Source organism: Pseudomonas vranovensis DSM 16006 (genome assembly GCF_000425805.1).
In the GTDB taxonomy this organism is placed as follows: Bacteria; Pseudomonadota; Gammaproteobacteria; order Pseudomonadales; family Pseudomonadaceae; genus Aquipseudomonas; species Aquipseudomonas vranovensis.
Genome location: NZ_KE384455.1, coordinates 232521 through 255825 on the forward strand (window position 1 = coordinate 232521; position 23305 = coordinate 255825).

The 23305-nt window shown below is 63.0% G+C and carries 25 protein-coding genes; 2 read left to right on the top strand and 23 right to left on the bottom strand.

What is annotated here, in order from left to right:
- Positions 1-4: 4 nt before the first annotated feature.
- From ccmI to ccmA, 9 genes are read right to left on the bottom strand one after another with little or no spacing between them, the layout of a single operon-like run.
- Complete coding sequence (gene ccmI / locus H621_RS0122090; RefSeq protein ID WP_028945455.1) at positions 5-1222, bottom strand: c-type cytochrome biogenesis protein CcmI; 1218 nt, start codon at positions 1220-1222, stop codon at positions 5-7.
- The gene (locus H621_RS0122095) at positions 1215-1691 is read right to left on the bottom strand and encodes a cytochrome c-type biogenesis protein (RefSeq protein ID WP_028945456.1); all 477 of its coding nucleotides are present in this window, start codon (positions 1689-1691) and stop codon (positions 1215-1217) included. Before H621_RS0122095 ends, ccmI begins: the two co-directional genes overlap by 8 nt.
- Complete coding sequence (locus H621_RS0122100; protein WP_028945457.1) at positions 1688-2224, bottom strand: DsbE family thiol:disulfide interchange protein; 537 nt, start codon at positions 2222-2224, stop codon at positions 1688-1690. Before H621_RS0122100 ends, H621_RS0122095 begins: the two co-directional genes overlap by 4 nt.
- The gene (locus H621_RS0122105) at positions 2221-4194 is read right to left on the bottom strand and encodes a heme lyase CcmF/NrfE family subunit (protein WP_177431042.1); all 1974 of its coding nucleotides are present in this window, start codon (positions 4192-4194) and stop codon (positions 2221-2223) included. Before H621_RS0122105 ends, H621_RS0122100 begins: the two co-directional genes overlap by 4 nt.
- Before the next feature lie 11 nt (positions 4195-4205).
- Complete coding sequence (ccmE, locus tag H621_RS0122110) at positions 4206-4661, bottom strand: cytochrome c maturation protein CcmE (RefSeq protein ID WP_028945459.1); 456 nt, start codon at positions 4659-4661, stop codon at positions 4206-4208.
- On the bottom strand, positions 4658-4834 hold the full coding sequence (gene ccmD, locus H621_RS0122115; RefSeq protein WP_028945460.1) for a heme exporter protein CcmD: 177 nt from the start codon (positions 4832-4834) through the stop codon (positions 4658-4660). The genes ccmE and ccmD overlap by 4 nt, the downstream gene beginning before the upstream one ends.
- Entirely contained in the window at positions 4831-5607 is a 777-nt protein-coding gene (locus tag H621_RS0122120; RefSeq protein ID WP_028945461.1) for a heme ABC transporter permease, read from the bottom strand. Before H621_RS0122120 ends, ccmD begins: the two co-directional genes overlap by 4 nt.
- 43 nt (positions 5608-5650) lie before the next feature.
- The gene (ccmB, locus tag H621_RS0122125; protein WP_028945462.1) at positions 5651-6319 is read right to left on the bottom strand and encodes a heme exporter protein CcmB; all 669 of its coding nucleotides are present in this window, start codon (positions 6317-6319) and stop codon (positions 5651-5653) included.
- Entirely contained in the window at positions 6316-6948 is a 633-nt protein-coding gene (gene ccmA / locus H621_RS0122130) for a cytochrome c biogenesis heme-transporting ATPase CcmA (protein ID WP_028945463.1), read from the bottom strand. The genes ccmB and ccmA overlap by 4 nt, the downstream gene beginning before the upstream one ends.
- Positions 6949-7110: 162 nt before the next feature.
- On the opposite strand from ccmA, the gene fliK reads away from it, so the two are divergent.
- Positions 7111-8685 carry a flagellar hook-length control protein FliK gene (fliK, locus tag H621_RS0122135; RefSeq protein ID WP_028945464.1) on the top strand — a complete coding sequence of 525 codons (1575 nt, stop codon included), beginning with the start codon at positions 7111-7113 and terminating at the stop codon, positions 8683-8685.
- Positions 8686-8788: 103 nt separating this feature from the next.
- Positions 8789-9091, top strand: a complete 303-nt coding sequence (locus tag H621_RS0122140) for an EscU/YscU/HrcU family type III secretion system export apparatus switch protein (RefSeq protein WP_028945465.1) — start codon at positions 8789-8791, stop codon at positions 9089-9091.
- A gap of 120 nt (positions 9092-9211) precedes the next feature.
- Here the strand turns inward: H621_RS0122140 and H621_RS0122145 are convergent, their stop codons facing one another.
- From H621_RS0122145 to flhA, 14 genes are all read right to left on the bottom strand, one after another.
- Positions 9212-9604 carry a DUF2802 domain-containing protein gene (locus H621_RS0122145; RefSeq protein WP_028945466.1) on the bottom strand — a complete coding sequence of 131 codons (393 nt, stop codon included), beginning with the start codon at positions 9602-9604 and terminating at the stop codon, positions 9212-9214.
- Position 9605: 1 nt separating this feature from the next.
- On the bottom strand, positions 9606-10085 hold the full coding sequence (locus H621_RS0122150; protein ID WP_028945467.1) for a chemotaxis protein CheW: 480 nt from the start codon (positions 10083-10085) through the stop codon (positions 9606-9608).
- A gap of 60 nt (positions 10086-10145) precedes the next feature.
- Positions 10146-10970, bottom strand: coding sequence for a CheW domain-containing protein (locus H621_RS0122155; RefSeq protein WP_028945468.1), 825 nt, complete (start codon positions 10968-10970; stop codon positions 10146-10148).
- On the bottom strand, positions 10970-11758 hold the full coding sequence (locus tag H621_RS0122160) for a ParA family protein (protein WP_028945469.1): 789 nt from the start codon (positions 11756-11758) through the stop codon (positions 10970-10972). Before H621_RS0122160 ends, H621_RS0122155 begins: the two co-directional genes overlap by 1 nt.
- 44 nt (positions 11759-11802) lie before the next feature.
- A complete protein-coding gene (gene motD / locus H621_RS0122165) occupies positions 11803-12690 on the bottom strand; it encodes a flagellar motor protein MotD (protein WP_028945470.1) in 888 nt (295 codons plus the stop codon).
- A 3-nt stretch (positions 12691-12693) separates the two neighbouring features.
- Positions 12694-13434 (bottom strand): flagellar motor protein, encoded by a 741-nt coding sequence (locus H621_RS0122170; protein WP_028945471.1) that lies wholly within the window; start codon positions 13432-13434, stop codon positions 12694-12696.
- On the bottom strand, positions 13434-14543 hold the full coding sequence (locus tag H621_RS0122175) for a protein-glutamate methylesterase/protein-glutamine glutaminase (RefSeq protein WP_028945472.1): 1110 nt from the start codon (positions 14541-14543) through the stop codon (positions 13434-13436). The genes H621_RS0122170 and H621_RS0122175 overlap by 1 nt, the downstream gene beginning before the upstream one ends.
- Positions 14544-14587: 44 nt before the next feature.
- Positions 14588-16801 carry a chemotaxis protein CheA gene (locus H621_RS0122180; protein ID WP_028945473.1) on the bottom strand — a complete coding sequence of 738 codons (2214 nt, stop codon included), beginning with the start codon at positions 16799-16801 and terminating at the stop codon, positions 14588-14590.
- A gap of 12 nt (positions 16802-16813) precedes the next feature.
- Positions 16814-17602: a protein phosphatase CheZ gene (locus H621_RS0122185; protein WP_028945474.1), complete on the bottom strand. Its 789-nt coding sequence runs from the start codon at positions 17600-17602 to the stop codon at positions 16814-16816.
- A gap of 20 nt (positions 17603-17622) precedes the next feature.
- On the bottom strand, positions 17623-17997 hold the full coding sequence (locus tag H621_RS0122190; protein WP_036990294.1) for a chemotaxis response regulator CheY: 375 nt from the start codon (positions 17995-17997) through the stop codon (positions 17623-17625).
- Positions 17998-18101: 104 nt separating this feature from the next.
- Positions 18102-18842 carry an RNA polymerase sigma factor FliA gene (gene fliA / locus H621_RS0122195; protein ID WP_028945475.1) on the bottom strand — a complete coding sequence of 247 codons (741 nt, stop codon included), beginning with the start codon at positions 18840-18842 and terminating at the stop codon, positions 18102-18104.
- Positions 18839-19672 carry a flagellar synthesis regulator FleN gene (fleN, locus tag H621_RS0122200; protein WP_028945476.1) on the bottom strand — a complete coding sequence of 278 codons (834 nt, stop codon included), beginning with the start codon at positions 19670-19672 and terminating at the stop codon, positions 18839-18841. Before fleN ends, fliA begins: the two co-directional genes overlap by 4 nt.
- Positions 19673-19791: 119 nt before the next feature.
- Positions 19792-21102, bottom strand: a complete 1311-nt coding sequence (gene flhF / locus H621_RS0122205; protein ID WP_028945477.1) for a flagellar biosynthesis GTPase FlhF — start codon at positions 21100-21102, stop codon at positions 19792-19794.
- 11 nt (positions 21103-21113) lie between these two features.
- Complete coding sequence (flhA, locus tag H621_RS0122210) at positions 21114-23243, bottom strand: flagellar biosynthesis protein FlhA (protein ID WP_028945478.1); 2130 nt, start codon at positions 23241-23243, stop codon at positions 21114-21116.
- Positions 23244-23305 lie beyond the last annotated feature (62 nt).

The following is a 23305-nucleotide window of genomic DNA, read 5'->3' on the forward strand; positions in this document are numbered from 1 at the left end:
TCTCTTACTGGTCCGGGCTGTCGATGGTCAAGTGCTGTGCGGCAGTCGTGCTGCTGGCCAGCGGGCTGCTGCGACCGATCCACTCACCCTGGGTCGGCTGGCCAGCACGCGAGACGCGCGCAACCAGTTGGACTTCGGGAAAGCTGGACAGTTTCATGTTCGGCATCATTGCGTCGCTGTCACTCAGTTCTACCTCGATCGGCAATTGGGCCACTGTCACCCGCTTGGCCGCCAGCGGCATGGGTGGACCAGCACTTGCGCGGGCAAAGATGAACACGGTGTCGTCTGGCTTGACCTTGTCCTTGAGCGCCGCCGCCAGCTCTACCCGCACTTTGAGCCGCGCAGTGGCGGCAACGGCCGGCGTAGCTTGCGGTGCCGGCGATGCGGCTTTGCCCTCGCCCGCCTTCAGCCGGTCCTGGGCACGGTCGATGCCGCCCTGCAGGGCTGCGCGCGAGGTGTCGCCTTCAGGCAGTTGCACCAGCAGGCGGTTCCAGTAGTCGATGGCCTCCTGATAGTGCTCGCGCTCGAACGCGGCAATGCCGAGCAGGCCCAGGCTGGTGACTTCGTTCGGGTCCGCCTTGAGGGCTTCGTCGGTCAGCGCTTGCAGTTGCTCGGTCCACTGTTTGTCGTTGGCAAAGTACAGGGCCTGGGCCCACTGCCCCAGCAGTTCCGGCTGGCGCCCGGCCAGGGTCGCGGCCCGCTCGAACACCTTGGCGGCATCGGCGGCGCGATCCTGGGCCATGTAGGCGCGACCGAGGAAGTACAGGCCTTCAGCTGAATCCGGCTGCGCCTCGACGGCACGCTCAAGGCGCGAGGTCATCTCTTCCATCGACTGCGGCGCCTTGGCGAATTGCTGGGTCAGCTCGACCTGCTCGCTGGCACCAAAATGCAGGTACAGGCCCAGGCCCATCAGCGGCACCAGCACGGCGGCCAGCAACGGCAATGGCTTGCCCAGGCGCCCCAGGCGCTGGGGTTCGGCATTTTCGGTATCGTCCAGCAGCTCGCGGGCCGCTTCATCACGCCCCTTGGCCAACTGCGCGTCATCGAGCACGCCGGCCGCTTGCTGGGCCGTCAGCTCTGCCACCCGTTCCTGGTACAGGGCAACGTTCAACGCAGTGCGGTCTTCTTCCAGTTGCGCACGACGGCCGCGCAACACCGGGATCAGCAAAAAGCTCAGGGCCACCAGCAACAGCAGGCCTGCAGCAAGCCAGAAATCAGTCATGGGTCTGTTCTTTGTCCAGCAATTTGGCGAGGCGCTCACGCTCCTCGGGGGAAAGGTCGACAGCCTCTGCAGCGCTCTGCGCCCGACGCTTGCGCACGATCATGGCCAACAGGCCGAAACCGCCCACCAGCAACACGCCCGGGCCGAACCACAACAGCCAGGTACGCGACGTCAGCGCAGGCCTGTAGCGAACGAAGTCGCCATAGCGGTCGACCATGAAGTCGATGATCTGCTGATTGCTCTTGCCCTCGCCCAGCATGCGGAAGATTTCCCGGCGCAGGTCGGCGGCAATCGGTGCGTTGGAATCGGCGATGTCCTGGTTCTGGCACTTGGGGCAGCGCAGTTCCTTGGTCAGGTCGTGGTAACGCTCGCGCTCGGCCTCGTCGGCAAACTGATAGGTGTCGATGGCCGCCTGGGTGACGCCGGCCAGGCTCAGGCCCAGTACAGCAGCTGCCAGCCAGCGCTTCATGGCTTGGCCTCATCGATCAGGCCCTGGTAGATCGGTGCCAGTTGCTCGCGCCAGACCGTGGCATCGACCACGCCGACGTGCTTGTAGCGGATGATGCCCTTGGCGTCGATAACGAAGGTTTCCGGCGCACCATACACCCCAAGGTCCAGGCCCAGGCTGCCCTGCTCGTCGCGGATATCCAGCTGATAGGGGTTGTGGAACTCGGCCAGCCACTTGAGCGCGGCAGCGTTGTCGTCCTTGTAGTTGACCCCGTGGATCACCACGCCCTGCTCGGCCAGCTTGTTCAGGTACGGATGCTCGACCTTGCACGAGGGGCACCAGGTGGCCCAGACGTTCACCAGTGCTGGCTTGCCGATCAGGTCGGCCTGGGTCAGCGGCTTGCCATCCTGTACCGAGGCCAGGGCAAAGGCCGGGAACGGCTTGCCGATCATTGCCGACGGCAGCTCGGTGGGGTCCAGGAAAAGCCCCCGGTAGAGAAACACCGCCACCAGCAGAAACACCGCCAGCGGCAGCACCATGATCCAACGCTTCATGCAGTTGCTCCAGACATGCCCAGCACTTCACGCACGCGGGCTTTGACCTTGACTCGATAACGACCGTCCATTGCCGCCAACAACCCGCCAAGACCGGTCAGCAGACCGCCCAGCCAGATCCAGCGCACGAAAGGCTTGACGTGTACACGCACGGCCCAGGCGCCGTTTTCCAGCGGCTCGCCCAGGGCGACGTAGAGGTCACGGGTGAAGCCTGCATCGATACCCGCTTCAGTCATCATCGACTGCTGCACGGTGTACAGGCGTTTCTCCGGATGCAGCACATTGATCTCGCGACCGTCCTTGACCACTCGCACGGTGCCTTTGTCGGAGGTGAAATTCGGCCCCTCGAAGTGCTTGGCGCCTTCGAAGGTGAAGTGATAGCCGGCCAGTTCCACCGACTCGCCCGGTGCCAGGCGCAGGTCGCGCTCGGCACTGTTGTTGCTCGACAGCACCACGCCCAGGGCGCACACCGCCAGGCCCAGGTGTGCCACGTGCATGCCCCAGTAGCTGCGGCTCAAGCCACGCAGGCCCTTGACCAGGCCCTTGTGGCGAGTCTTGTCGAGGATGTCGCGGGCGCCGGCCAGCACGATCCACGCCGCCAGGGCGAAGGTGGTCAGCACTTCCCAGTCAAAATCGTCGACCAGCAAGCCACCGACGGGGGCCAGCACGGCACTGGCGATCAACACCGGGGTGAGCATGCTGACCAGCCATTGGGTGGGGGTGTCTTTCCAGCGCACCATCACGCCAATGGCCATGACCACCATCAGCAAGGCCATCAACGGCAGGAACAGCGCGTCGAAGTACGGCGGGCCGACCGACAGCTTGGCCCCGGTCAGCGCGTCGAGGAACAGCGGATAGAGCGTGCCGAGCAGGATCATCGAGGCGGCGACCACCAGCACGATGTTGTTGGCCAGCAGCAGGGTTTCACGGGACCACAGGGCAAACCCGACCTGGCTCTTGACCACCGGTGCGCGCAGGGCGAACAGCGTCAGCGAGCCCCCCACCACAAAGAGCAGGAATATGAGGATGAACACGCCGCGCTCGGGGTCCGAGGCAAAGGCATGTACCGAGGTCAGCACCCCGGAACGTACGAGGAAGGTACCGAGCAGGCTCAGGGAGAACGCGGCGATGGCCAGCAATACCGTCCAGCTCTTGAACACGCCACGTTTTTCAGTGACAGCCAGGGAGTGGATCAGTGCGGTGCCCACCAGCCAGGGCATGAACGAGGCGTTTTCCACCGGGTCCCAGAACCACCAGCCTCCCCAGCCAAGCTCGTAGTAGGCCCACCACGAGCCCAGGGTGATACCGATACCCAGGAACGCCCAGGCTACCAGGGTCCAGGGCCGCGACCAGCGCGCCCAGGCGGCGTCCAGGCGTCCCCCGAGCAAGGCGGCGATGGCAAAGGCGAAGGCGACCGAGAAGCCCACATACCCCATGTACAACATCGGCGGGTGAACGATCAGGCCGATGTCCTGCAGCAATGGGTTGAGGTCGGCGCCATCGGTAGGCACTTGTGGCAGCAGGCGCTTGAAGGGGTTGGAGGTGACGATCAGGAACGACAGGAAGCCGACGCTGATCATGCCCATCACGGCCAGTACCCGGGCCAGCATCACCTGCGGCAACTGGCGTGAGAAGATCGACACGGCGAAGGTCCAGCCGCCGAGGATCATCGCCCACAGCAGCAACGAACCTTCGTGGGCGCCCCACACGGCACTGAACTTGAAGTACCAGGGCAAGGCACTGTTGGAGTTGTTGGCCACATAGGCGACCGAGAAGTTGTCAGTCATGAAGGCGTGGGTCAGGCAGGCGAAAGCAAACGCCAGGAAGGCGAACTGGCCCCAGGCCGCAGGCCTTGCCAGGCTCATCCACAGGCTATCGCCACGCCAGGCGCCCAGCAGCGGCACGGAAGCCTGCACGGCGGCAAAGCAGATCGCCAGGATCATGGCCAACTGGCCGAGTTCAGGAATGATCAGCGCCGCGTTCATGGCTTGGCTCCGGTGGTGGTCGCGGCCTGGCCGCTTTCCTGAAGGGCCTTGGTCACTTCAGGCGGCATGTACTTCTCGTCATGCTTGGCCAGCACTTCGTCGGCCACTACCACGCCCTCGGCATTGAGCTTGCCCAGGGCGACGATGCCCTGCCCTTCACGGAACAGGTCGGGGAGGATACCGCGGTAGGTGATCGGTACCGACTTGTTGAAGTCGGTGACCACGAAACGCACGTCGAGCGAATCGCCCGAGCGCTGCAGCGAGCCGGCTTCGACCATGCCGCCAGCGCGAATTCGGGTGTCCAGCGGCGCTTCGCCGTTGGCGATCTGGGTGGGGGTGTAGAACAGGTTGATGTTCTGTTGCAAGGCACTCAGGGCCAGGCCCACGGCGACACCCACGCCCGCCAGCAGGCCGAGAATGATGAACAGACGCTTCTTGCGTTGCGGATTCACTGGTTGCTCTCCCGGCGCAGACGGCGCGCCTCTTCTTGCAGGTAACGCCGCCGTGCCAGCAAGGGCGAGGCAACGTTGACGGCCAGCACCAGCAGGCAGATGCCATAGGCCGACCAGACATACAGGCCGTGATGGCCCATGGCGAGAAAATCACTGAAGGAGGCGAAACTCATCGCGCCATCCCCCGACCCAGGCAGTTCATGACCTCCTCCTTGACCCAGCTGGCGCGAGCTTCGCGCTTGAGCACTTCGAGGCGCATGCGCAACAGCAACACCGCACCGAAGAAGCAATAGAAGCCCAGTACAGTCATCAGCAGCGGCAGCCACATTTCGGCGGGCATCGCCGGCTTCTCGGTCAGGGTGAAGGTGGCGCCCTGGTGCAGGGTGTTCCACCACTCCACCGAATACTTGATGATCGGGATGTTGATCACCCCGACAATGGCCAGCACGGCGCAGGCCTTGGCCGCGCTCTCACGATTGCTGATGGCCTGGCCCAGGGCAATAAGACCGAAGTACAGAAAAAGCAGGATCAGCATCGACGTAAGGCGTGCATCCCAGACCCACCAACTGCCCCAGGTCGGCTTGCCCCAGATGGCACCGGTAACCAGCGCCACGGCGGTCATCCAGGCACCGATGGGCGCGGCGCACTGCAGGGCGACGTCGGCGATTTTCATTTTCCAGACCAGCCCGACCACGCCAGCCACCGCCAGCATCACATAGCACGACTGGGCCAGCATGGCAGCGGGCACGTGGATGTAGATGATGCGAAAACTGTTGCCCTGCTGGTAGTCCTGGGGCGCAAAGGCCAGGCCCCAGATCACGCCGATGCCAATCAACAGGATCGCGGCAACCGCAAGCCAGGGCAGCATGCGGCCACTGATGGCATAGAACCACTTGGGCGAACCCAGTTTATGAAACCACGTCCAGCTGATTACGCTGCTCTTCATCACGGTACATCCAGGGTCTTTGCTGGGCAGTGCCCAGACCTCATTATTCGCCGACGCTGATCTTCAGGCCAGCCGCTATTGCAAAGGGTGCCAGAGTTACTGCCAAGGCGGTCAGGCTGCCAAGCCAGAGCAGATAACCGGTCGCCGGCATAGCTTGCAATGCCGCCTGCAAGGCGCCACTGCCCAAGATCAACACCGGGATATATAACGGCAAAATAAGTAGCGCCAACAAAAGGCCGCCACGTTTCAAACCAACAGTCAGCGCCGCTCCCACTGCACCCAGAAGGCTCAGCACCGGGGTACCCAGCAACAACGATGCCAGCAATACCGGCAGGCACGCCGCAGGCAATCCCAGCATCAGTGCCAGCAAGGGCGCCAACAATACCAGTGCCAGACCGGAAAAGGCCCAGTGTGCCAGCACTTTCGCCAGTACCAGAAGAGGCAGGGGGTGCGACGAAAGGACCCACTGTTCCAGCGATCCGTCCTCGAAATCACTGCGAAAAAGCCCGTCCAGCGAGAGCAGAACCGATAAAAGTGCAGCCACCCAGACCAGTCCCGGAGACAAGGTTTGCAACAATTGAGTCTCAGGACCGACCGCCAATGGGAACAGCGCGATCACAATAGCGAAAAACACCAGGGGGTTGGCAAGCTCTGCAGGACGGCGGCACAGCAGGCGCGCTTCACGGCGCAACAACAAAACGAACACACTCATGCGGCCCACTGCCCCAGGTTCAGTTCACGGTAACCGGACGGCTTGCGTTCCAGGGTGTGGTGGGTGGTCAGCACGACCATGCCGCCCTGCTCGCAATGGGCGGCCAGGTGCGCTTCAAGCTGGGCCACGCCCTGCTTGTCGAGGGCAGTGAAGGGTTCGTCGAGAATCCACAGCGGCGGGCTGTCCAGGTACAAGCGGGCCAGGGCCACACGGCGCTGCTGGCCAGCCGACAGGGTATGGCAGGGTACATCTTCAAAACCGCGCAGGCCGACCGCTTCGAGGGCCTTCCAGATGGCTGCAGGGTCGGCCGGGGTATGCAATGCGCAGAGCCAGGCCAGGTTTTCTTCAGGGCTGAGCAAATCCTTGATACCGGCAGCGTGGCCGATCCACAGGAGGATTTTCGCAAGTTCATGGCGCTGTTCGAGCAACGGCTTGCCGTGCAGGCGGATCTCGCCGGCCGTCGGCTGCATCAGGCCGGCCAACAGGCGCAACAAACTGGTTTTGCCGCTGCCGTTGGGGCCGCTGATCTGCAACATGTCACCGGCGGCCAGGTGCAGCTCGAGATTTTCGAAGAGCATTCGCCAGTCGCGCTCGCAGGCCAGGCCTACGGCTTGGAGATGAGGGGTCACGGTTTCGCCTTATGCTGGGATGCCTGTCTCAAGTCGGCCCTGACCTTGCCGTTATAGTGGCAATGGATACAAGGCCCGAGCGCGCTGAGCGCGAATGATCGGGCGGCATTATACATGTGATGTCCTACTGCAAAGAGGGCTATTTCAACAGGTTGCCAGCTGATGACAGGTGAAATTAACAACCTTGGCCCGCAGGCTCCAGCCGGCCCTTCGATGCGCTCGTCGGCAACGGGTGAACTGCTGCGCCTGCTGCAACCCCAACAGGCCCTGCTGGCCCCCGGTGAAACGGCAAAGGCCGAAGTATTGGCCCTGCGCCAGGTTGGGCAGGACTTCCAGCTTCTGCTCAAACTGACCCAGGAAAACGGCAAGCAGATCAACGTTCAGGCCAGCAGTAACCTGGCATTGCCCCAGGGCAGCCTGCTGGCGGTGAGCCAGAGCAGCGCCAGCAATCTCTCCATCAGCCTGCAGCAAGTGCTCGCCAGCAGCGTGGCCAGCCTGACCCGGCTCGACACCCGTGAGACGCCGGTAGGCAGCCTGCTGCAAGGCAAGGTAGTCACCAGCCAGATGTTGCCCCAGGCCGCCGGCCAGTTGGCCCAGTACCGTTCGCTGGTGAGCTTGCTGGGTCCCCAAGCCGGCACCACACTCACCCTCGACAGCCCGCGGCCGCTGGCGGTGGGCAGCCTGCTCAGTGCGCGGGTACTAGGGGACCAGTCGTTGCAATTCGTCCCCCTGAGCGGACGCCAGGATCAACTGGCCATCACCCAGCAACTGGGCACCCAGCAAAGCCGACAGGCGTCGTTGCAGGGGTTGCTCAGCGCATTGCAGCAACTGCGCCAGGACAGCAACCAGAACGGCGAGGTGCGCAACAGCGTCGACAAGCTGCTGGCCAGCCTGCCGGATGCCCGCCAGCTCAGCGACCCCAAGGGCCTGGCCCAGGCGCTGACCAACAGCGGTGCGTTTCTGGAAGCCAAGCTGCTGGGCGGCCTGGGGCAACAGTTGGCGCCGGACTTCAAGGCCCAGATCGTGCGCCTGGTGGCGCAGTTGCTGCCGGGGCTGCCGGGGCTGCCGGGCACCAGCACGTTCAACCCGGCCGCAGCCGCCAGCACCCTGGCCCAGGTGATGCCCGGCATGGTCCGCAATGCCCTGGGGATGCTCGGCCAGGTCAGCCCACGCCCCCACCCTGGCAGCTTCCCCCTGCCCTCGCGGCTACTGAAGAGCCAGGACGGCGAAGCCGACCTTGAACACCTGCTGCGCCTGGCTGCCGCCGCCATCTCACGCCTGCAGAGCCATCAATTGGCCAGTTTGGAGCAGACCGGCACCACGCCCGAGGGCAACCTGCAAACCACCTGGCAACTGGAAATCCCCCTGCGCAGCGGCCAGGACTTCATCCCCCTGCAGTTCAAACTGCAACGCGAAGAAACGCCGGAGCAACAAAACGATCCACAACGTGAACAGCGCGATCCGCTGGAAATGCGCTGGCGCATCGAGCTGTCGTTCGACCTGCAACCGCTGGGACCGCTGCAAGTCCAGGCGCAGATCAGCCAGGGCAGCCTGTCGAGCCAGTTGTGGGCCGAGCTGCCCCGCACCGCACAGTTGATCGACAGTCAGTTGGGCAACCTGCGCGAGCGCCTGCTGGCCCGCGGCCTGAACGTAACCGAACTGTGCTGTCATCACGGCACACCGCCCCAGGGGCCGCGCACGCGCCTGGAACAACGCTGGGTGGATGAAACCGCATGAATTTTGTGGGAACGGGCTTGCCCCGCGAACGTATTTCAACCGGAACTTCGTTTCGCGGGGCAAGTCGAGACGTCGCACCGCCGCTCCCCACAAGGAAATACGCATGACTGAGAAAACAGCCATTGCCCTGACCTACGACGGCCAACAAGCGCCCACCCTGAGCGCAAAGGGTGACGACGAACTGGCCGAAGCGATCCTGGCCATTGCCCGCGAACATGAAGTACCGATCTACGAAAACGCCGAACTGGTGCGGCTATTGGCACGCATGGAGCTGGGCGATCAGATACCCGAGGCGCTGTATCTGACCCTTGCCGAAATCATCGCCTTTGCCTGGCAGCTCAAGGGCAAGGTGCCGGTGGGGTTTGTCGATCAGGAGCCGCAGGAGCGGGATATCACCCCACCTTGAGCCGCTGCACCTGATCACGACCGTTGCGCGGCCGATCGCAGGCTGTCGCCAGCGGCTGCACGGGCGTCTGCAGCCGCTAGGAACGAGGCTGCGGTCAGCTGCGCAGCAGTCGCCTGGCCTTCAATTGCGATGCACCTTGCTCATCAACTCGGCCTCGGCCTGGGTCAGGCCACAGGTCTGGGTCAGTTCATCGACACTGGCCCCCATGCTCACCAGCCGCGCCGCTTGTGCAAACGACAGGCTGTTGGGGTCGCGCTGCTCCAGTTGCAACAGTTTGTCGGGCAACGGCGCTACGACTGTGCACAGCTCGTGCAGCGCCTCGCCCATGCGCACGCTGCCGTTCTGGTAGTCGTCCAGGCGCTTGGCCAGGTCCTTGATGCGCTGGTCGCGCAACGCATCACCCTGGGCCTGCTGGGCGGCCAGTTCACGCTGGCGCTTGCTGTAGTTCAGGAAGAACCACAGGCTCACCGCCCAGAGCAGTGCCAGAAATATGACTGCAACCTCAAGGATCAACTCAGATGTTCTCCAGCTCGGACCACTCTTCCTCGGTCATCATCTTGTCCAGCTCGACCAGGATCAGCAGTTCGTTGTTCTTGTTGCACACGCCCTGAATGAACTTGGCCGATTCTTCGTTACCGACATTCGGTGCGGTCTCGATCTCGGACTGGCGCAGGTAAACCACTTCGGCAACGCTGTCGACCAGGATGCCGACCACTTGCTTGTCGGCCTCGATGATGACGATACGGCTGTTGTCGGTGATTTCACTCGACATCAGGCCGAAACGCTGACGGGTGTCGATCACAGTGACCACATTGCCGCGCAGGTTGATGATGCCCAGCACGTAGCTCGGGGCACCCGGGACCGGGGCGATTTCGGTGTAGCGCAGGACTTCCTGCACCTGCATCACATTGATGCCATAGGACTCGTTGTCCAGCTTGAAGGTAACCCACTGCAGGATCGGATCTTCGGAACCTTGTGCAGACGACTTTTTCATTCCCCTATCCCTCAAAATCCGCCATCGGCGGTGTGCTCAGTGCGGTCGCGGTGCGACCGATCATTTATGGCTGATGTTCATTTGCCTGACCGCGCCGCTGGCGATCAACCCTGCCAGTTCCGCGACGTCGAGCAATGCACACATGTGTTCGATGACCGTACCGGCCAGCCAAGGCCGCTGGCCACGCTGGCTGCGCCATTTGATCTCGTTGGGGTCCAGGCGCAGCGAACGGCTGACCTGGTGTACCGCCAGCCCCCACTCATGGCCCTGGACCGAAATCACGTACTGCAGGCCCTGGCGAAAATCGTCGCGGTAGCGGTCTGGCATGACCCAGCGCGCAGTGTCCAGCACCTTCAGGTTGCCGCCCTGGCTGGGTAGGATGCCCAGGAACCAGTCCGGCTGCCCGAACAGCGGCGTCAGCTCATGGCCTGCCAGCGAGTAGATCGAGCCCAGGCATACCAACGGCACCGCCAGGGTCAACCCGGCGACATCGAACAGCAGGCACTCGAAGGGCTCGGCCGCCCATGCCGGGCGACCGTCAACGCTCGCCGGTTGTGCAGGCTGGCTGATCGAGGCCGGCAGGTGTACCTCCACCAGCGGCTCGACCGTGGCCGGCATGGGCTCGGCCACCGGCATGAGCGCTGGCAGCACAGGACATTCCGGTTCGGGAAGTGGCAGCGGGTCCGCCTGTGCCGCGACGGCGATCTGCGAGCTGGCGCCCCTTGCATCGCGAACCTGCTCTTCGAGCACGGCAGCCTCGAAGTCATCGCTCTCGACTGCCGGCGCGGGAAGCTCAAGCGCCTCGGTGGCCTCATACAACAAGCCGTCCAGGTAGGACTGCAGGGCCAATTGCGGCCCGGAGGCCAGCTGTAGCGGACGATTCATCAGGCCACCTGCTGGGTTAGGTTCTGCGTCAGCAGATGCTTGAGCAGGGCCCGGTAGGCCACCACTGCGCGACTCTTGCCATCGAACTGGGAGGGCGTCTGCCCGGCCCGGCTGGCATCGCGCAGGCGGGTATCCACCGGGATGTAGCCTTGCCAGATGGTCTCCGGGTACGCGTCACGCAGCATGCGCAAAGTGCCCATCGATGCCTGGGTGCGACGATCGAACAGGGTCGGCACGATGTGATAGGGCAACGCCTGCTTGCGCGAGCGGTTGACCATCGCCAGGGTGCTGACCATACGTTCAAGGCCCTTGACCGCCAGGTACTCGGTTTGCACCGGGATCACCAACTGCTGGCTGGCCGCCAGGGCATTGACCATCAGCACGCCGAGCAACGGCGGGCTGTCGATGATGGCGTAGTCGAAATCCTGCCACAGCTGCGCCAGAGACTTGGCGATTACCAGGCCCAGGCCGCTTTGCCCGGGCGACTGGCGCTCCAGCACCGCCAGCGCAGTACTGGAGGGCAGCAGGGAAATATTCGGGTCGCTGGTTGGCAGCAGCAGTTGCCCGGGCAAGCCTTCAGGCACCGCGCCCTTGTGCAGGAACAGGTCGTAGCAACTGTGCTCCAGCACGTCCGGGTTATGCCCGAAGTAGCTGGTCATGGACCCATGGGGGTCGAGGTCGACGACGACCACACGCTTGCCCGCCTCGGCCAGCAAACCGGCCAGGGCGATGGACGTGGTGGTCTTGCCGACGCCACCTTTTTGATTGGCTACTGCCCAGACTCTCATTACGTTGCTTCCTCCCGGTACGGCGGTGGCCCTGCCGGGAACGGTTATAAGTTCGGTGACGGAGGATTGACGCGACTGCCCCCCGACGACGGTGATTGTGCTGGCGGTGCAGTTTGTGTGCCAGCACGCTTCAACGCGGCGTCCGGCGTGGCATTGGCGCTGCCCGAAGCGGTCAGGCTGCGGCGTACTTCAAGGTTGCGCGAAATCACCAGCACGACCCGACGATTGCGCGCGCGCCCCTCGGCCGTGTCGTTACCGGCAATTGGCTGGAACTCGCCATAGCCCACCGAGGCCATGCGCGCCGGATTGACACCGTCCATGGCCAGCAAGCGGACAATGCTGGCCGCCCGCGCCGATGACAGTTCCCAGTTGGTCGGGTACTGGGCGGTGCGAATCGGCAGATCGTCGGTGAAACCTTCGACATGCACGGGGTTGGCAAAGGGTTTGAGGATCTTGGCCACCTTCTCGATGATGCTGAAGGCAATGTCGCTGGGCATGGCATCGCCGCTGCCGAACAACAGCGAGGAGTTGAGTTCGATCTCCACCCACAGCTCATTGCCACGCACGGTCATCTGGTCGGACTTGATCAAGTCGCCAAAGGCATCGCGGACATCGTCGGCAATCGACTTGAGCGGATCAACGCTCGCCCCCGCAAGGCCTGCGTCAATCTGCTCGCTTTCCTTGATCAGAGGCTCGGCGGGCCTGACGCTGAGCGGGCGCTCGTCGCCGATCGGGATCGGCCGCATGCTCCGTTCGGGGTCGTTGAACACGCCGATCAGGGCCTCGGAAACGACCTTGTACTTGCCCTCGTTGATCGAGGAGATCGAGTACATGACCACGAAGAAGGCAAACAGCAAGGTGATGAAGTCCGCGTAGGACACCAGCCAGCGTTCGTGGTTTTCATGCTCTTCGGGTTGTCGGCGGCGCGCCATGCGTTACTCCATGAAGCCCTGAAGCTTCAACTCGATCGAGCGCGGGTTCTCGCCTTCGGCGATCGACAGCAGCCCTTCCAGGAGCATTTCCCGGTAGCGCGACTGACGCAGGGCGAGGGCCTTGAGCTTGTTGGCCACCGGCAGGAGGATCAGGTTGGCGCTGGCCACCCCGTAGATGGTGGCGACGAAGGCCACGGCAATGCCGGTGCCCAACTGCGAGGGGTCGGCAAGGTTGCCCATCACATGGATCAAGCCCATGACCGCACCGATGATACCGATGGTCGGCGCGTAGCCGCCCATGCACTCGAACACCTTGGCGGCCTGGATGTCGCGGCTTTCCTGGGTGTAGAAGTCCACTTCGAGAATGCTGCGAATGGCTTCGGGCTCGGCGCCATCGACCAGCAACTGCAGGCCCTTGCGCGCATACGGATCGGGCTCGGCATCGGCCACCCCTTCAAGGCCCAGCAGGCCTTCCTTGCGCGCGGTCAGGCTCCAGTTCACGACCCGGTCGATGCCACCGGCCAGGTCGACCCGCGGCGGGAAGATGATCCAACGGACAATTTGCAGCGCCCGCTTGAAGGCGCTCATGGGCGACTGCAGCAATGCCGCCGCCAGGGTACCGCCCAGTACGATCAACGCGGCCGGGCCGTTGATCAGGGCCGACAGGTGTCCTCCCTCGAGGTAATTGCCGCCGACAATGGCGACAAAGGCCAGGATGATGCCGATCAGGCTCAAGACATCCATCAGACACAGGCCTCGACCAGGTGCTTGCCGATCTCGTCCAGGTTGTACACCGCGTCGGCCAGGTTGGCCTTGACGATCGCCATGGGCATGCCATAGATCACGCAGCTGGCCTCATCCTGGGCCCACACCGTGCTGCCGCCCTGCTTGAGCAGGCGCGCGCCTTCACGGCCATCGGCCCCCATGCCGGTGAGCACCACCGACAGCACCTTGTCCCCGTAGGACTTGGCGGCCGAACCAAAGGTGATGTCTACGCAGGGTTTGTAATTGAGGCGCTCATCGCCCGGGAGGATTTTCACCGCACCACGCCCATCGACCATCATCTGCTTGCCACCCGGGGCCAGCAAGGCCAGGCCGGGGCGCAGCATGTCGCCGTCCTCGGCTTCCTTGACGCTGATCTTGCACAGCTTGTCGAGGCGTTCGGCAAAAGCCTTGGTGAACGCCGCCGGCATGTGCTGGACCAACACGATCGGCGCCGGGAAATTGGCCGGTAGCTGGGTCAGCACCCGCTGCAGTGCCACCGGACCACCGGTGGACGTACCGATCGCCACCAGCTTGTAGGGCTTGCGCTTGGGCGCGGCCGACGTCGTGGCGGCACGTACCGGTGCAGCGGCGCGCGGCGCAGGGCTGGCGCCCAGGCTGCTGACACTTGGCTGGGCGTGGGCCACTGGCTGGGGGGCAGGCGTGGGGCTGGCAAAGGCGCTGAAGCGACGGTTGCTGCGCGAAATGGTGTGGACCTTTTCGCACAGCAGTTGCTTGACCTTCTCGGGGTTGCGCGAGATGTCTTCGAAGTTCTTGGGCAGGTAGTCGACCGCACCGGCATCCAGCGCATCGAGGGTTACCCGGGCGCCTTCGTGGGTCAGCGAGGAGAACATCAACACCGGGGTCGGGCAGCGCTGCATGATGTGCCGCACGGCGGTGATGCCGTCCATCATGGGCATTTCATAGTCCATGGTGATGACATCGGGCTTGAGCGACAGTGCCTGGTCGATCGCTTCCTTGCCGTTGGTCGCGGTACCCACGACCTGGATAGTCGGGTCCGCTGAAAGAATTTCCGAGACACGGCGGCGGAAGAAACCGGAATCATCCACCACCAGGACCTTGACTGCCATAAACACTCCATTAGGGGGCGCGGCGTGACGCCGCGCCACCAGAATCAAATACGCCGGGCGGCGTAACGCTTGAGCATGCTCGGCACATCGAGGATCAGCGCAATGCGCCCGTCACCAGTAATGGTGGCGCCCGACATGCCCGGGGTGCCCTGGAGCATCTTGCCCAGCGGTTTGATGACCACTTCTTCCTGGCCCACCAGTTGATCGACAACGAAGCCGATCCGCTGGGTGCCTACCGAAAGGATCACCACGTGCCCTTCGCGTTGCTCTTCATGAGCGGCGGAACTGACCAGCCAGCGCTTGAGGTAGAACAGCGGCAAGGCTTTGTCGCGCACGATCACGACCTCCTGGCCGTCGACCACGTTTGTGCGCGACAGGTCCAGATGGAAGATCTCGTTGACGTTGACCAGCGGGAAGGCGAACGCCTGGTTGCCCAGCATCACCATCAGGGTCGGCATGATCGCCAGGGTCAGCGGGACCTTGATGACGATCTTCGAGCCCAGCCCCTTGGTCGAGTAGATATTGATCGAGCCGTTGAGCTGGGCGATCTTGGTTTTCACCACGTCCATGCCCACGCCACGCCCGGAGACGTCCGAGATCTCGGTCTTGGTCGAGAAGCCCGGGGCGAAGATCAGGTTGTAGCACTCGGTGTCGCTCAGGCGCTCGGCGGCATCCTTGTCCATCACCCCGCGTTTGACCGCAATGGCGCGCAGGACGTTGGCGTCCATGCCCTTGCCGTCATCGGAGATCGACAACAGGATGTGATCGCCCTCCTGCTCGGCCGACAGCACCACCTTGCCGCTGCGGGTCTTGCCGGCGGCTTCGCGCTCTTCGGGAGTTTCGATGCCGTGGTCGACGGCGTTGCGCACCAAGTGCACCAACGGGTCGGCCAGCGCCTCGACGAGGTTCTTGTCGAGGTCGGTTTCTTCACCGACCAGCTCGAGGTTGATCTCTTTCTTCAACTGCCTGGCCAGGTCGCGCACCAGTCGCGGGAAGCGCCCGAAGACCTTCTTGATCGGCTGCATGCGGGTTTTCATCACCGCGGTCTGCAAGTCGGCCGTGACCACGTCAAGGTTCGACACCGCCTTGGACATGGCTTCATCGCCGCTGTTCAGACCCAGGCGCACCAGGCGGTTACGCACCAGCACCAGCTCGCCGACCATGTTCATGATCTCGTCCAGGCGTGCAGTATCGACCCGCACGGTGGTTTCCGCTTCGCTGGCCGGGTGCTTCTCGGCAGTGGGCGACGGCTGTCGGGCCGGTGCGGGTGCGGCAGCCTTGGCAGGCGCAGCCGGGGCCGTTGGTTTGGCAGCCGCCACCGGGGTCGGGGCCGGTGCAGGCTTGGCCGCTACCGCCGCGGTTGGCGACGCGGCCGGGGCCACGCTGTCGGGGGTGAACTTGCCCTTGCCGTGCAGTTCATCGAGCAGGGCTTCGAATTCGTGTTCGCTGATGTGATCGCCGGCTGGCTCGGATGTCGGCGCAGACGCCTGGGCCGCAGCAGCAGGCAACGCATCGACGGCAAAGGTGCCCTTGCCATGCAATTGGTCAAGCAACGCTTCGAATTCGTCATCGGTGATTTCGTCGCTGGCACCCTGGGCCGCTACCGGTTCCGCCACCGCGGGCGCCGCAAGGCTGTCGGGGGCGAACTGGCCTTTGCCGTGTAACTGGTCGAGCAACGACTCGAACTCGGCATCGGTAATTTCATCGCTGGCGGCGTCGGGTGCCTGGGCCTGGGCTTCAGCCTCGGCCTTGATGGCATTGAGCGAGTCGAGCAGTTGTTCGAACTCGGTATCGGTAATGTCCGCTTCGGCAGCAACCGGGGCTTCTGGCGCCGGCTCTGGTGCCGACGCCGGTGCCTGCTCGGCGCCAGCCGGCTCGGCCAGGCGCGACAAGGCCGCCAGCAGCTCAGGCGTGGCCGGGGTGACATCGGTGCGCTCACGCACTTGGCCGAACATGCTGTTGACGGTATCCAGGGCTTCCAGGACCACGTCCATCAGCTCGGCATCGACGCGCCGCTCACCCTTGCGCAGGATGTCGAAAACGTTTTCGGCGATGTGGCAGCACTCCACCAGCTCGTTGAGCTGGAGGAAGCCGGCGCCCCCTTTTACAGTGTGAAAACCGCGAAAGATCGCATTGAGCAGGTCGGCATCATCCGGACGGCTTTCCAGCTCGACCAGTTGCTCGGACAGTTGCTCAAGAATCTCGCCGGCTTCTACCAGAAAATCCTGAAGGATTTCTTCATCGGCGCCGAAGCTCATTAAACGTGCTCCCTAAAAACCCAGGCTGGACAGCAGATCATCGACATCGTCCTGACCGGACACAACGTCTTCACGTTTATCGGCATGAATCTGCGGACCTTCACCCCGGGCCGGATGTTTTTCTTGATCTTTTTCAGCACGCAGCTGCTGGTGGTCATGTTCGATACCGGCAAAGCGGTCGACCTGACTGGCCATCAGCACGAGCTTGAGCAGATTGCTTTCTACTTCGGTGACCAGCGCAGTAACGCGCTTGATCACCTGGCCGGTCAGGTCTTGGTAGTCCTGAGCCAGCAGAATGTCGTTGAGGTGCCCGGCGACCTTGCGGTTGCCCTCGGCGCTGCGCGTCAGGAAACTGTCGACGCGCTTGGCCAGCTCACGAAACTCCGGTGCCGCCACTTCGCGACGCATGAAGCGCTGCCAGTCAACGCTCAGCGCCCTCGCCTCTTCGCCCAGCTCATTGAGTACCGGGGTACTCGCTTCGACCAGGTCCATGGTGCGGTTGGCCGCGCCTTCGGTCAGCTTGACCACGTAGGACAGGCGCTCGGTCGCGTCGGTGATCTGCGACACTTCTTCGGCCTGCGGCATGTGCGGGTCGATCTGAAAGCTGACGATCGCACTGTGCAGCTCGCGCGTAAGCTTGCCGACTTCCTGGTACAGGCCACGGTCACGGGTCTGGTTCAGCTGATGGATCAGTTGTACCGCGTCGCCGAACTTGCCTCGCTCGAGGCTGTCGACCAGCTCCTGGGCGTGCTTCTTGAGCGTGGACTCGAACTCGCCCAAGGATGTTTGTGTTTGCTCCATAGCGCCCCCGTGGCGTGTCTTCAGCTGTTGACGCGCTCGAAGATCTTCTCGATCTTTTCTTTCAGCACCTGGGCCGTGAAAGGCTTGACCACATAGCCGTTGACGCCGGCCTGGGCCGCTTCGATGATCTGCTCGCGCTTGGCCTCGGCGGTGACCATCAGCACCGGCAGGTGCTTGAGGCGCTCGTCGGCGCGCACTTTGCGCAGCAGGTCGATGCCGGACATGCCAGGCATGTTCCAGTCGGTCACGAGAAAGTCGAAATGGCCGCTTTCGAGCATCGGCAATGCGGTGTTGCCGTCGTCAGCTTCCTGGGTGTTGGTGAAGCCCAGGTCACGCAGCAGGTTCTTGATGATCCGCCGCATCGTCGAGAAATCGTCGACGATGAGGATTTTCATGTCTTTGTTCAATTAGACCTCCAAGCAGTCTTTAACGCGCTCAGCGCAGAACGCGCATTCAATCAATTCGGGCACTACATTTCGCGACTGCATTGAACCTGCGTTCAACGCGCTCGCCATTCTCCCAGGCGACTGCGCAAACGCGCTGCACACTGGCTGTGCAACTGGCTGACACGTGACTCGCTGACCCCCAGGACCTCACCGATTTCCTTGAGGTTCAGCTCTTCGTCGTAGTACAGGGCCAGGACCAGACGCTCACGTTCCGGCAGGTTGGCGATGGCGTCGGCCAAGGCTGCCTGGAAACGCTCGTCTTCCAGGTCGCGCGACGGCTCGAGCTGGGCACTGGCGCCATCCTCGTGCAGGCCTTCGTGTTCGCCGTCCTGCAACAGGTCGTCGAAACTGAACAGGCGACTGCCCAGGGTGTCATTCAAGATCCCGTAGTAATCATCGAGACTCAATTGAAGTTCGGCAGCAACCTCGTGATCTTTAGCGTCACGACCGGTTTTTGCTTCAATTGCGCGAATCGCGTCGCTGACCATACGGGTGTTGCGGTGAACCGAACGTGGCGCCCAGTCCCCTTTACGCACTTCGTCCAACATTGCGCCGCGGATTCGGATGCCGGCGTAGGTCTCGAAACTGGCACCCTTGCTGGCGTCGTACTTGTTGGACACCTCGAGCAGGCCGATCATGCCGGCCTGGATCAGATCCTCCACCTGCACACTGGCCGGCAGACGCGCCAGCAGGTGATAGGCGATGCGCTTGACCAACGGCGCATAACGCTCGATCAACTCATACTGGGCATCTCGCGATGCCTTGCTGTACATCCGATATCCGCTGGCGCTCATAGCACAGGGCCCGCGCTCGTCGGCTGCACCAGGCGCTCGACGAAAAACTCCAGGTGACCCCGCGGGTTGGCCGGCAACGGCCAGGTGTCGACTTTCTGGGCAATGGCCTTGAATGCCAGCGCGCACTTGGAACGCGGGAAGGCTTCATAGACCGCACGCTGCTTTTGCACCGCCTTGCGCACGCATTCGTCGTACGGAACGGCGCCGACGTATTGTAGGGCCACGTCCAGGAAGCGATCCGTGACCTTGGTCAACTTGGCGAACAGGTTGCGACCTTCCTGCGGACTCTGCGCCATATTGGCCAGCACGCGGAAACGGTTCATGCCGTAATCGCGATTGAGCAGCTTGATCAGCGCGTAGGCGTCGGTGATCGAGGTCGGCTCGTCGCACACCACCAGCAGCACTTCCTGCGCGGCGCGGACAAAACTGACCACCGAGTCACCGATACCCGCAGCGGTGTCGATCACCAACACATCGAGGTTGTCACCCAGTTCGCTGAACGCCTGGATCAGGCCTGCGTGCTGTGCCGGTGCCAGGTGCACCATGCTCTGTGTGCCAGAGGCGGCCGGTACGATGCGCACACCGCCCGGCCCCTGCAACAGCACGTCGCGCAATTCACAGCGGCCTTCGATGACGTCAGCCAGGGTCCGCTTGGGAGTAAGCCCCAGCAGGACGTCGACATTGGCCAGGCCCAGGTCGGCGTCCAGCAGCATGACCCGACGGCCAAGCTCTGCCAACGCCAACGACAGGTTCACCGACACATTGGTCTTGCCGACGCCACCTTTACCGCCTGTTACGGCGATTACCTGTACGGGATGCATGCTACCCATGTTTGTTCAATACCTTGTCTTGCTTAGACCGAGGCCACATAGCCGGCTGCGCTTTCAACACCTGAAAAATGCATGGCAGACCATCAATGCAGATACTTTGCAACGTCTTCACAATCACCTCAGCCAACACGCTTGCCGTGGCTGTGGTAGAGATCAGCGAACATATCGGCCATCGCCTCTTCGCTGGGCTCCTCCTGCATCTGCACGCTGACCGCACGGCTCACCAGCTGGTGGCGACGCGGCAAGTGCAGATCGTCAGGAATGCGCGGCCCATCGGTTAGATAGGCCACTGGCAATTCATGACTGATGGCCAGGCTCAGGACTTCGCCGAGGCTGGCCGTTTCATCAAGCTTGGTCAGGATGCACCCGGCCAGCCCACAGCGCTTGTAGCTGTGATAGGCGGCAGTGAGCACCTGCTTCTGGCTGGTCGTCGCCAGCACCAGGTAATTCTTGGCCGCAATGCCGCGTCCGGCAAGGGTTTCAAGCTGCATGCGCAGGGCCGGGTCACTGGCCTGCAGGCCGGCGGTGTCAATCAGGATCACTCGCTTGCGCAGCAGCGGCTCCAGCGCCTGGGCCAGCGATTGGCCGGGGTCGACGTGGGTTACCGAGACGTTGAGGATGCGGCCCAGGGTCTTGAGCTGCTCCTGCGCGCCAATACGGAAACTGTCCATGCTCACCAGGGCCATGTTCTGCGCGCCGTACTTGAGCACATAGCGCGCCGCCAGCTTGGCCAGAGTGGTGGTCTTGCCCATGCCGGCCGGGCCGACCATGGCAATGACGCCGCCCTCTTCGATCGGCTCGACTTCCGGCACATGGATACGCCGCGCCAGGTGCGCCAGCAGCATGCGCCAGGCATGGCGCGGTTCGTCGATACCGGCGATCTGGTCGAGCAGCTCACGAGCAATCGGGCCGGTCAGGCCAATGCGCTGCAGGCGCCGCCAGAGGTTGGCCTGCTGTGGCTGGCTGCCCTGCAGCTGGCTCCAGGCAAGCGAACCCAACTGCACTTCGAGCAATTCACGCAACCCATTGAGTTCCGAGCGCATGGCATCGAACAGGCGCGGGTCGACCGGTGCCGGCGCAGGTACCTGCGGCGCGACCGGCTCATCCACGTGCGTGTCGACCAGCGGCTCGGAGGCGGTCAGCGGCAGGCCGGCGAACAGCTGGCGGTTGGCATCGTCGCTGTCGTTGCGGGTACTGAGCTCGGCCTGGGCCGTGACAATTCGCGACTGCGTCTTGCGCAGTTCATCTTCCAGTTCCACATTCGGAACCCGTGGCGCCAGGGCAGACAGCTTGTAGTCCAGCGCAGCCGTCAGCTCGACACCGCCAGCAATCCGTCGGTTGCCGATGATGGCGGCATCAGCCCCCAGCTCATCTCGAACCAGCTTCATGGCTTGACGCATATCGGCAGCGAAAAAACGCTTAACTTGCATAACCCACTACCTCAGCCGTTGGGGCCTACTGTGGCAACGATGGTAACTTGCTTGTTGTCAGGTATTTCCTGATACGCCAAAACATGCAAATTCGGTACAGCCAGGCGACCAAAGCGCGACAGCATTGCACGTACCGGTCCTGCGACCAGCAGGATCGCCGGCTGCCCCTGCATCTCTTGACGCTGGGCAGCCTCGATCAACGAACGCTGAAGCTTTTCAGCCATGCTCGGTTCAAGAAGAACACCGTCTTCCTGACCTTGCCCGGCCCTTTGCAGACTATTGAGCAAAATCTGTTCCAACCTTGGCTCCAGGGTGATCACAGGCAGCTCGGACTCAACGCCGACAATGCTTTGCACGATGGCGCGACACAATCCGACGCGCACCACTGCCACCAACGCGGCGGTATCTTGACTCTTGCCGGCATTATTGGCGATGGCCTCGGCAATGCTGCGGATATCACGTACCGGCACCTGCTCGGCAAGCAGCGCCTGCAGCACCTTGAGCAGACCCGACAATGAAATGACACCCGGCACCAGTTCCTCGGCAAGTTTAGGCGATGCCTTGGCCAGCACCTGCAACAGTTGCTGGACCTCTTCGTGGCCGATCAACTCATGGCAGTGCTTGTGCAGAATCTGGTTGAGGTGGGTGGCGACTACGGTACTGGCATCCACCACGGTGTAGCCCAGCGACTGCGCCTGGCTGCGTTGGCCGACGTCGATCCACACCGCCTCCAGGCCGAAGGCCGGGTCGCGGGCGGCAATGCCGTTGAGGGTGCCGAACACCTGCCCCGGGTTGATCGCAAGCTCACGGTCCGGGTAGATCTCGGCCTCGGCCAGGATCACCCCCATCAGGGTCAGGCGATAGGCACTGGGCGCCAGGTCCAGGTTGTCGCGGATGTGAACCGTGGGCATCAGAAAGCCCAGGTCCTGGGAGAGCTTCTTGCGCACGCCCTTGATCCGCGCCAGCAATTGCCCACCCTGGTTGCGATCCACCAGGGGGATCAGCCGGTAGCCCACTTCCAGGCCGATCATGTCGATGGGCGTGACATCATCCCACCCCAACTCCTTGGTATCGGCGGCACGCTGTGGCGATGGCAACAGGTCTTGCTGGCGCTGCACTTCTTCCTGGGCCTTGAGCTTGACCTGGTTCTGCTTGCGCCACACCAGGTAGGCACCGCCGGCGGCCAGCAGGCCCAGGCTGAGGAAGGCAACATGCGGCATGCCCGGCACCAGGCCCATGACAATCATCAAGCCCGCCGACACACCCAGCGCCTTGGGCGAATCGAACATCTGCCGATTGATCTGCTTGCCCATGTCCTCGGAGCCGGAGGCACGGGTCACCATGATCGCAGCCGCGGTAGACAGCAACAGCGACGGCAACTGCGCCACCAAACCGTCACCAATCGTCAACAGCGCATAGACCTTGCCAGCGTCGCCGAACGTCATGCCGTGCTGGAACATACCGACCAGCATGCCGCCAATCAGGTTGATGAACAGGATCAGCAGGCCGGCGATGGCATCACCGCGCACGAATTTGCTGGCACCGTCCATTGAACCGTAGAACTCGGCCTCCTGAGCCACTTCCGAACGCCGCGCCTTGGCCTGGTTCTGATCGATCAGGCCGGCGTTGAGGTCGGCGTCGATGGCCATCTGCTTACCTGGCATGGCATCGAGGGTAAAGCGTGCGCTCACCTCGGAAATACGCCCGGCACCCTTGGTCACCACCACGAAGTTGATGATCATCAGGATCGCGAACACCACGATACCGACCACATAGTTGCCGCCGATCACCACCTCGCCAAAGGCCTGGATCACCTTACCGGCGGCGGCATGGCCGTCGTGGCCGTGGAGCATCACCACGCGCGTGGACGCCACGTTCAGGGCCAGGCGCAGCAAGGTGGCCACCAGCAGGATGGTCGGGAAGGCGGCGAAGTCCAGCGGGCGCAGGGCGTAGACACAGACCAGCAGGACCACGATCGACAGGGCGATGTTGAAGGTGAAAAACACGTCGAGCAGGAACGGCGGGATCGGCAACATCATCATTGCCAGCATCACCAGCAGCAACAGCGGCACACCCAGATTGCCCCGGCCGAGGCCGGCCAGGTTGTTGCGGGCACTGTTGATTAACTGAGAGCGATCCACCGGTATTCCTCGTTAGCTCAAGCAAAACTTTGACGCGAAATGACGCGCGCAGCGCTGCCTTT

Excerpts from the sequence above, each read along its gene's own strand:
- ccmI (WP_028945455.1), bottom strand. The coding sequence starts at position 1,222 with ATGACTGATTTCTGGCTTGCTGCAGGCCTGCTGTTGCTGGTGGCCCTG.
- H621_RS0122100 (WP_028945457.1), bottom strand. The coding sequence starts at position 2,224 with ATGAAGCGTTGGATCATGGTGCTGCCGCTGGCGGTGTTTCTGCTGGTG.
- H621_RS0122180 (WP_028945473.1), bottom strand. The coding sequence starts at position 16,801 with ATGAGCTTCGGCGCCGATGAAGAAATCCTTCAGGATTTTCTGGTAGAA.
- H621_RS0122190 (WP_036990294.1), bottom strand. The coding sequence starts at position 17,997 with ATGAAAATCCTCATCGTCGACGATTTCTCGACGATGCGGCGGATCATC.
- motD (WP_028945470.1), bottom strand. The coding sequence starts at position 12,690 with ATGGCGCGCCGCCGACAACCCGAAGAGCATGAAAACCACGAACGCTGG.
- ccmD (WP_028945460.1), bottom strand. The coding sequence starts at position 4,834 with ATGAGTTTCGCCTCCTTCAGTGATTTTCTCGCCATGGGCCATCACGGC.
- H621_RS0122095 (WP_028945456.1), bottom strand. The coding sequence starts at position 1,691 with ATGAAGCGCTGGCTGGCAGCTGCTGTACTGGGCCTGAGCCTGGCCGGC.
- H621_RS0122155 (WP_028945468.1), bottom strand. The coding sequence starts at position 10,970 with ATGAATCGTCCGCTACAGCTGGCCTCCGGGCCGCAATTGGCCCTGCAG.
- H621_RS0122185 (WP_028945474.1), bottom strand. The coding sequence starts at position 17,602 with ATGGAGCAAACACAAACATCCTTGGGCGAGTTCGAGTCCACGCTCAAG.
- ccmB (WP_028945462.1), bottom strand. The coding sequence starts at position 6,319 with ATGAGTGTGTTCGTTTTGTTGTTGCGCCGTGAAGCGCGCCTGCTGTGC.
- H621_RS0122175 (WP_028945472.1), bottom strand. The coding sequence starts at position 14,543 with ATGGCAGTCAAGGTCCTGGTGGTGGATGATTCCGGTTTCTTCCGCCGC.
- fliA (WP_028945475.1), bottom strand. The coding sequence starts at position 18,842 with ATGAGCGCCAGCGGATATCGGATGTACAGCAAGGCATCGCGAGATGCC.
- H621_RS0122160 (WP_028945469.1), bottom strand. The coding sequence starts at position 11,758 with ATGAGAGTCTGGGCAGTAGCCAATCAAAAAGGTGGCGTCGGCAAGACC.
- H621_RS0122120 (WP_028945461.1), bottom strand. The coding sequence starts at position 5,607 with ATGAAGAGCAGCGTAATCAGCTGGACGTGGTTTCATAAACTGGGTTCG.
- H621_RS0122150 (WP_028945467.1), bottom strand. The coding sequence starts at position 10,085 with ATGAAAAAGTCGTCTGCACAAGGTTCCGAAGATCCGATCCTGCAGTGG.
- flhF (WP_028945477.1), bottom strand. The coding sequence starts at position 21,102 with ATGCAAGTTAAGCGTTTTTTCGCTGCCGATATGCGTCAAGCCATGAAG.
- fleN (WP_028945476.1), bottom strand. The coding sequence starts at position 19,672 with ATGGGTAGCATGCATCCCGTACAGGTAATCGCCGTAACAGGCGGTAAA.
- fliK (WP_028945464.1), top strand. The coding sequence starts at position 7,111 with ATGACAGGTGAAATTAACAACCTTGGCCCGCAGGCTCCAGCCGGCCCT.
- H621_RS0122140 (WP_028945465.1), top strand. The coding sequence starts at position 8,789 with ATGACTGAGAAAACAGCCATTGCCCTGACCTACGACGGCCAACAAGCG.
- H621_RS0122170 (WP_028945471.1), bottom strand. The coding sequence starts at position 13,434 with ATGGATGTCTTGAGCCTGATCGGCATCATCCTGGCCTTTGTCGCCATT.